The organism is Desulfosporosinus sp. BICA1-9, assembly GCF_000802135.1.
Window position 1 is genome coordinate 56,145 of record NZ_JUEE01000261.1, and the last position, 7,924, is coordinate 64,068.

The following is a 7,924-nucleotide window of genomic DNA, read 5'->3' on the forward strand; positions in this document are numbered from 1 at the left end:
AGATGGCGAAAGTTGTTATCGATCCTTTAACACGCATTGAAGGACACTTAAGGATTGAAGTAGAAGTCGAGAATGGTAAAGTTACTGATGCACATGTCATTGGGACCATGTATCGGGGGATTGAACCTATGCTCCGCGGTCGTGATCCTCGGGATGCTACGTATGTTACAGAACGGGTATGTGGAGTTTGTGCTGGTTCCCATGGTTGGGCGTCCTCTTTAGCCCTAGACAAAGCCTTTGGGGCAAATGTTCCAGCTGGTGGTCGGATTATCCGCAACCTAATCCTTGGTGCCATGTGGCTACATGACCATCCACTGCATTTTTATCATCTCAGTGCCCTTGATTACCTAGATGTCATGGCTGTCGCGCAATATCAAGGTAAAGATCCAGGACTTCTAGCTGTTAAAGATAAAGTCGTAAAGCTCGTTACGGCTGGAGATACCGCTCCATTGACCCCTCGCTACAAACCGGATGCCTTCAGTGTTAACGATCCGGAATTAGTAACGATGGCTGTCGCCCACTACCTTCAAGCCCTGGAGATGCAAGCGAAGGCCAAGAAAATGTCCGCACTTTTTGCAGGGAAACAGCCCCACCAATCTTCGATTGTCGTTGGTGGCGTAACAATGCTTCCTAACATTCAAACAGTTGAGCAATTCCGGTCGATGCTCTTTGAGCAGCTCGATTTTATTGAAAAAGTTTATTTGCAAGATGTGTTAACGTTCGGTACTGGTCCACTTTTACCCTTAGCCCAAGCAGGTGTCGGTGGAGGAAGTCCTCACTATCTTTCGTTTGGTGCATTTGCTCGTGACAATGCTGGTAAAGATTTATTCCTTAAAGCTGGTGTCATCATGGATGGCAATTTAAGCAATATCTTACCGGTCGATGAGAAGAAAATCACGGAGGATGTTCAATATTCTTGGTATAAAGCCAGCGCTAATGGCAAAACCCCATACACTGAGGATACTGTACCCGATCTGGATAAGAAGGGTGCCTACACCTTTGTTAAAGCTCCACGCTATGCTGATAAACCGATGGAAGTTGGACCTCTCGCTCGCATGCTTGTTATGCAACCTAAAGGGCTTATGGACATCATTGGCAAGTATAATATCAAGCCGGGTGCTGTGGCACGTCATGCTGCCCGAGCCTATGAAACCCTCCTGCTCGCCAAGGAAATGTTCTCTTGGTTAGATGCTTTAGAGAAAGAAATGGGATCTAAGGAATTTCGTATCCATGATACTGCACATTGGGAAGCTCCGGCTACTGGGCAAGGTGCTGGTATGGTTGAAGCTCCAAGAGGTGCCCTTGGCCACTTTGTCAAAGTTGCCGATCACAAAATTGAGAACTATCAAATGGTCGTTCCAACCACATGGAATTTCTCTCCAAGAGATGACAAGAATGTCCGTGGTCCGCTGGAACAAGCCTTAATCGGAGTGCCCGTTCCCGACCAAGAAAATCCAGTAAATATTGTACGGGTAGTCCGTTCCTACGATCCATGCCTAGCCTGTGCAATTCACCTTATTAATCCAGTAACTAACAACATCCAAAAATTCCAGATCGGCTGGTAATAAAGGAGGGAAGGACATGTCTAGCCAATTAGACTTAGACCACCCATTGTTTCAGCGCGTTAGCCACTGGATCAATTTGATTAACTTTTTGATTTTAATCATTACAGGTTGGTTCATTCATTCCCCTTATCCTGGAATGCCTATGAATCTAATCAGAAATTTACATTTCATTTTCATGTACCTTTTAATCATTAATGGTATAGTACGGTTCTATTTCTCCTTTTTTGGAAAGCATAAAGACTATAAATCCTTCTTTTTTAACTCACAGGATGTCAAAACAACTTGGCCACAAATAAAGTATTATTTATTTATGGGCAAGCATCCAAAAACAGGAAAATACAATCCTCTTCAAAAAATGGCCTATATTGCCTTACCTATTATGGCTGTGCTTCAAGCTGTAACAGGAATCATACTCTACAAGGGGGAACAATTGGCTGGCGCAGCCGGTTATTTTGGAGGTATAGCTGCTGTACGCGGCTTCCATTACCTCTTAATGTGGTTATTTATCGCAGTGATCGCCATTCATGTTTATCTAGTCTTTACCGCAGCCTATGAACAATTCTTATTCATGTTCTTTGGCAAGATTAGAAAGGAGAAGAGCGTATAAACATGCAGTCACCAAAAATTATGGTGATGGGAGTAGGAAACATCCTCTTATCTGACGAAGGTTTAGGAGTTCGCTTTTTGGACGAACTAGCTAAAACTACACTTCCCGACAATGTAGAACTACTTGAAGGGGGTACGGCTGGGCTTGAACTCGTCCATTTGATACAAGATATCGACTTTCTGATTATCGTCGATGCCTTTAATGCAAAAGCTGAACCTGGGGCATTGTTCCGCTTTCAGCCAGGAGATCTTCAAATCATCCCTGAACAATACGAAGTTTCATTTCATCAAATAGGCATAATAGAGGTCCTTGCTATGGCTAAGGTATTAGGCCAGGCTCCACAAACCCTAATTTTCGGTGTTCAACCTAAGAGTTTAGAATGGGGATTGGATATCAGTCCTGAAATCGAAGCGCTCTTTCCTCGTCTAGTAGAGTTTGTTCTCAAAGAAGTCGATTCCATTCAAAGCGAAGGGAAATTCACTTCAACGCTGGATTAAAGCCGATATAAAAAACACACTGCTTATGTAGACGTACTTAAGTAGTGTGTTTTTTTCTTTCTTAAATGGTCGCTGCTTGGCATCACGTGCCTTGCTATCACGACACCTTGCCATTCATGGGAGTAGAACAAACCTGAAGTAATTTTCATTTAATTATTCTGATAATTACCTACCTCTTGTTTTAGCCAACTTGTCCATTCTTCAAGCCCGTTTCCGTTTCGGCAAGAAACCTCAAAAATTCTGATGTCCGGATTAATTGCCAGGATATCCTGTCTCATATTATCCATATTTACGTCTGTCAGCGCCTCAAGATCCATCTTATTAAGTACAACGACTTTAGCATTGCGGAAGATCACAGGATATTTTGCGGGCTTATCATCCCCCTCTACAATACTCAAAACAATAACTTTAAACGCCTCTCCTAAATCAAAATCCGCTGGACAAACGAGGTTTCCAACGTTTTCGATAATTAAAAGGTCTATTCCCTTCCCCTCAAATTCTGGTAGTACTTTGTTGACCATTTTACTGTCTAGATGGCATCCTCCGCCAGTATTAATCTGAATTACCGGAACCTTGTAAGCAGCAATGCGATCTGCGTCTTTACTGGTAAAGATATCCCCCTCAATAACTCCCACCTGCATGTTCAGCATTAACAGCGGTAACGTCTTTTCTAAGAGGGTCGTTTTCCCTGCTCCAGGTGAGCCGATCACGTTAATAGCTAAACAATTACTTTTTCTGAAATGAGCGCGATTCAGATCGGCTTGCCTATCATTTGAACTAAGTATGTTAGCCATGACCTCGATTTCACGACGGTTTGATTCCATTTATTCAACCTCCAGACTTTCAAGTAATAGTTCCTCACCCTGTATCACATCTATACCAGAATTTTGACATTTAGGACAGAGAAACAACATAGTTGCTACCGCGAATTCTTCATGGCATGTTTGACAACGCCCCCGCACCGAGACGCGTTCTACTATCAACTCTGCTCCTTCACATAGTGTACCCTTGCTATACGCCTCAAAGGCCATATTCAAGGCTTCAGGTTCTGCATTGGTCAACTCTCCGACCTTAAGCTTAACTTGCAACACACGCTTTATATCATGCTGGGATATGGTCTGTTCAATAACCTCAAATACCCCTCCCATCAAAGACATTTCATGCAAAGATTATCACTCCTTGTATAGTATTGTATCTTCTTCATCTTATCAACATTATTCGACGGGAGGTTTGGATATCCTTTACAGTCGCTGTAATAATTCCGAATTATCAGTATAGCGAAACCCTAATAGGCTGAATTCTTGCTCTCGGGTACCTGCATACTTGTAGAAGTAGACGTCTCACGATTGGCTGAAGAACTAAATCTTATCATAACAGAAGAGTATTTGACTTTGATAAAATGGTATAGGGTTGTCTATGATGGAGAGGATAATAAATGAGTTTCGAAGGCAACTGAAATAAAGGAGGACGGTAAAATGAGTCGTAATAAACCTGAGGTTCCTGAATCCGAAAGACAGTTGGATCAACTTAAATGGGAAGTCGCTGAAGAATTAGATTTAGACGATGATATTCAAGAAAAAGGATATGCCAATATGACTACCCGCGAAGTTGGTCAAATCGGTGGAAACATGGTTAAAAAGATGATTACCTATGCTGAAAAGGAAATGGCAGAACAAGGTGCAGATATTATGGATTAACGAAGATACCGCTGAATTAGTTGAGGAGTGATCACAAAAACCTGGTAAGCTAGTATTATGGTTCTTGAACAAAAAGGAAAGGGCGATCGATCATGAAACATCGTCCCTTTCCTTTATCTTTCTACTCTGAAAAAAAGAATACATTTCACTCATCAGTAATGTGGCTTTAAGGTATGGGGATCGGATATATATAAAGCCGTCTATTCCTCTACGTACGGAATAGTCAAGGGACCAAGTGGCAATACTGCAATACTCATTTTCTTGCCATACTTGTCCATCAGTTCCTGCAAAGTTTGTTCAATATCTTTTGTCTGCTTAAGCATGGCAGTTTTGATTGATTCCTCGGGTAGTAACGAATATACATATACATCTGCCCACTCCTGAATCATGGCAAGTCTTTGTGCTTCCCACTGATCGAACATTTGAAATGAAGGGACATTAATCATTTCTAAGAGTTCCTTTGGAGATTCTCGCATCTGCAATATTTTAACGAAGTTACCGTGTTCGGGCATACCTTCACTACATTCAGCTGCGCAAATGATTGTACCACCTTGTTTGACGATCATACGGGCAGCATCCATGCCCTTCACTGCTTGATATAGATTCTGGTCAAGAGGGTAACCTGCGTTTGTTGTAATGACCACATCATAGCGTTCCTCACATTTAATCATGGCATGCTCTTTGACATATGTACACCCAACAGCATGGGCCGCAGTCAGTTCTCCGGCAAAAACATTCGTAATCTCCTTCTTACCGTTCAAAGCGACATTGAGAAGAAAATCCGGCTTACAAAAATTATTGACTTCCCTTGTCATTTGTTGAAGAGGATTTTTGTCTAAGATACCCCATGTAGCCATCGGGTCCCCTATCATTCGAGCATTATGGAACGTCAAAATAGTTTCAATGCCCGCTATGCCAGGCATAATTCCCTTGGGCCCTCCCGAAAAGCCTGCAAAAAAATGAGGTTCGATGAACCCTGTCACAATTCTAAAGTCAGCCTCAACGTATTCTTTGTTAAGGTATACCTCACAACCGTAGCTACTTGTTCCTAGATGTGTCAATTCAGATTTTTCGTGACAATGGTGATTGATAATTCGTACCGAATCAACAATTGTCTCTCCTAACATTTCCACGAACTCTGGTCTTGTTTGGTCACGGTGCGTCCCAAGACCATTAATAATCGTAACATTCTCAAGCGGAACATGAGGTAGCTCCTCTAATATCCAAGGTATTAACTTATGGTTAGGGGTTGGCCGAGTAATATCACTGATTACAATGACGACCTTATCCTTAGACTTAACCATTTCGCGGAGGGGTTTAGTCCCGATAGGATTGCGCAGAGCATTTAGGACAAGTTCATGATCGTCCTCAGGCAACTCCAAAAAGGTGGGTTCTACAATCCTCGTATCCTCAGGAACGTTCACACTTAGTCCACTTTTTCCATAAGCTAACATTACATTCACAAAAACATCCTCCTATTCTCTGATTCAACCCTTTTTCATAAACTAGTAGCTAATGTTTTCAACTCACTACTTACTAGTTGGACTCCATCAATTAATTTAGCAATTTCCTGATTGGCCCGTGCCTGTTCTTGTGTAATTTCACGGTTACGCAAAGAGCTTTCGGTGATTTTTTGGATTATTAATTGAAATTCAAGTAATATTCCACTGATTTCACTAGCAGAACGATTACTTTCTTCTGCCAATTTCCGCACTTCTCCAGCAACTACCGAAAAACCTCGACCTTGTTCGCCAGCCCGTGCAGCCTCAATAGCTGCATTCAAGCCTAATAGATTAGTTTGCTTGGCCACTTTCCTAATAAGTTCTAAAATACTTGAGGTAGAATGTAGCTGATTTTTACCTTGTTCCGCTTCTTCAGCAATGACATGGCTTATCGCCGCAACTTCTTGGGCAGAAGCAGCAGTTTGTTGGACTGCACTCGCGGCTTGTTCGATCGCTGTGGTTAGAACCTGCACTTGATTACGAATGATAACTTTCAGTTCCTCATCCCTTAACAACATCACAACCATCCCAGTTGCAATTTTAGCAACAGGCGTAACTATATCCAATGGTCCGGCAATTCCAAAGGTACCGATTTTAACTCCATCTACCTTGATTGCCTCATTATAACCCTCTTTAAGCTTTCCCTCAGAAGCTTCTGCTTCTTGAATTGTGACTACAGTAAAGTCAATGTTGTTTGTTAATATTTTCCGACTCCCTTTATGTTGCACACCTATCCTAGTTTTGGCTGAATCAGCAATGATTATCCCCGTTTCATCACAAACTATCACAGAATATCCACATTGATCATGAATAAAATTAACAATTTTATTCGCAACATCCTCACTCAACTTAGAGACCATTATTCATCTCTCCTTTTAAGCTGATTCTATACCACATTATACCACAATTGTCTGATGGCCGGACCAAGAATCTATATTATATCTTGTCCCTTAGTCTATATTGTATCACATCGAATGCACCTGTAACCAACGCGGAAACTACCACAAAAAATGACAAACTCTTATGTTCTAGCAAGAGCAAACATATTTAATCTCCTCTGCTCGTCTATATCCATATAATGGTATTATAGATTTTTGAGAAGAGAGGTGATTTTGTTGTATCAGGCTGCAGAGATATTTCACGTTCATAACTATAGCATTCCCACTACTTTTGATAACGGTCACACCCATAGAGTATTTGGTGTAACCAGTCTCGGAGTTTTAAAAGGAAATACCCACGTCCATTACTACCGTGGGTACACCACCCTAGAAGATGGTCATGTCCATTACTTTGGAGGTGTAACCGGACCTGCCATCTTCCTACCCGGTGGCGGCCATATCCACAACTACAGAGGAGTTACGAGCTTTGACGATAGGCATAGACATGCATACGCCGGGACAGACTCTCCTTCTTATTTTTAATCAATCCAATCTATTCGAAAAGATTTCCATTTTTTTGAGGAATCATCTTATTGAAAAGCTTTTATATGGGGAAACCGGGGAACAGGCGCGTTGTTTTGCTTAAAGCTTGATGCTCGAAAACCCTCTGTTCAAGAACAGTAAGAGACTGCCTCTAAAGTTAGAGATAGTCTCTTACTATTTCCTAGATGCACTACTTTCTCAAGGCCTATGCCTCAAGTATCATTGCCCTTGGAACGAAAGGCACGATAGTCTCCTGTGGAGAGTATCGCCGAGCCACCCACCTCAAAGGAATACTTCGTGGCGAAGGGGAGCCTTTCGCCACACTGCGACTTAGAACGCAGACTCCTGCAGTGTGACGAAAGGCGGACGAGCCTTTCGCCACATTGCGACTCGTGACGCAAACTCCAGCAATGTGGATCCGAACGGGTGGAACCCCATGACCCATATATCCATAATCTTTTCAGTATCATTAACACAGAAAGGACTACCTCGTCAGAGATAGTCCTTTCGCTTGTTTACCTGGCGATGACCTACTTTCCCAGGGGCTATGCCCCAAGTATCATCGGCCCTGGAGGTCTTAACTTCCGTGTTCGATATGGGAACGGGTGGAACCCCTCCGGCATGATCACCAGATG

9 protein-coding genes and 1 rRNA gene are annotated in these 7,924 nt (G+C 42.4%); 5 read left to right on the forward strand and 5 right to left on the reverse strand.

Annotated features, from left to right (window positions below):
• Positions 1-2: 2 nt before the first annotated feature.
• The 3 genes from JL57_RS32635 to JL57_RS32645 are packed head-to-tail and all read left to right on the forward strand — an operon-like array spanning position 3 to position 2,669.
• Positions 3-1,565, forward strand: coding sequence for a nickel-dependent hydrogenase large subunit (locus JL57_RS32635; protein WP_034146033.1), 1,563 nt, complete (start codon positions 3-5; stop codon positions 1,563-1,565).
• Positions 1,566-1,581: 16 nt separating this feature from the next.
• The gene (gene cybH, locus JL57_RS32640; RefSeq protein WP_034146034.1) at positions 1,582-2,172 is read left to right on the forward strand and encodes a Ni/Fe-hydrogenase, b-type cytochrome subunit; all 591 of its coding nucleotides are present in this window, start codon (positions 1,582-1,584) and stop codon (positions 2,170-2,172) included.
• A 2-nt stretch (positions 2,173-2,174) separates the two neighbouring features.
• Positions 2,175-2,669: a HyaD/HybD family hydrogenase maturation endopeptidase gene (locus tag JL57_RS32645; protein ID WP_034146035.1), complete on the forward strand. Its 495-nt coding sequence runs from the start codon at positions 2,175-2,177 to the stop codon at positions 2,667-2,669.
• A gap of 149 nt (positions 2,670-2,818) precedes the next feature.
• Here the strand turns inward: JL57_RS32645 and hypB are convergent, their stop codons facing one another.
• Complete coding sequence (hypB, locus tag JL57_RS32650; RefSeq protein WP_034146036.1) at positions 2,819-3,493, reverse strand: hydrogenase nickel incorporation protein HypB; 675 nt, start codon at positions 3,491-3,493, stop codon at positions 2,819-2,821.
• A complete protein-coding gene (gene hypA, locus JL57_RS32655) occupies positions 3,494-3,835 on the reverse strand; it encodes a hydrogenase maturation nickel metallochaperone HypA (protein ID WP_034146037.1) in 342 nt (113 codons plus the stop codon). It lies immediately after the preceding gene.
• A 309-nt stretch (positions 3,836-4,144) separates the two neighbouring features.
• Here hypA and JL57_RS32660 point away from each other — a divergent pair, with 309 nt between their 5' ends.
• Complete coding sequence (locus JL57_RS32660; RefSeq protein WP_034146038.1) at positions 4,145-4,366, forward strand: alpha/beta-type small acid-soluble spore protein; 222 nt, start codon at positions 4,145-4,147, stop codon at positions 4,364-4,366.
• A gap of 200 nt (positions 4,367-4,566) precedes the next feature.
• On the opposite strand, the gene larA is transcribed toward JL57_RS32660, so the two are convergent.
• Both larA and JL57_RS32670 read right to left on the reverse strand, forming a co-directional pair.
• Entirely contained in the window at positions 4,567-5,820 is a 1,254-nt protein-coding gene (gene larA, locus JL57_RS32665; RefSeq protein ID WP_291300861.1) for a nickel-dependent lactate racemase, read from the reverse strand.
• Between the two features lie 44 nt (positions 5,821-5,864).
• Positions 5,865-6,728 carry a methyl-accepting chemotaxis protein gene (locus tag JL57_RS32670; protein ID WP_034146040.1) on the reverse strand — a complete coding sequence of 288 codons (864 nt, stop codon included), beginning with the start codon at positions 6,726-6,728 and terminating at the stop codon, positions 5,865-5,867.
• Between the two features lie 246 nt (positions 6,729-6,974).
• On the opposite strand from JL57_RS32670, the gene JL57_RS36115 reads away from it, so the two are divergent.
• Complete coding sequence (locus JL57_RS36115; protein ID WP_291300862.1) at positions 6,975-7,289, forward strand: YmaF family protein; 315 nt, start codon at positions 6,975-6,977, stop codon at positions 7,287-7,289.
• 517 nt (positions 7,290-7,806) lie between these two features.
• Here JL57_RS36115 and rrf read toward each other — a convergent pair.
• Positions 7,807-7,922 (reverse strand): 5S ribosomal RNA (gene rrf / locus JL57_RS32675).
• Between the last annotated feature and the right edge of the window lie 2 nt (positions 7,923-7,924).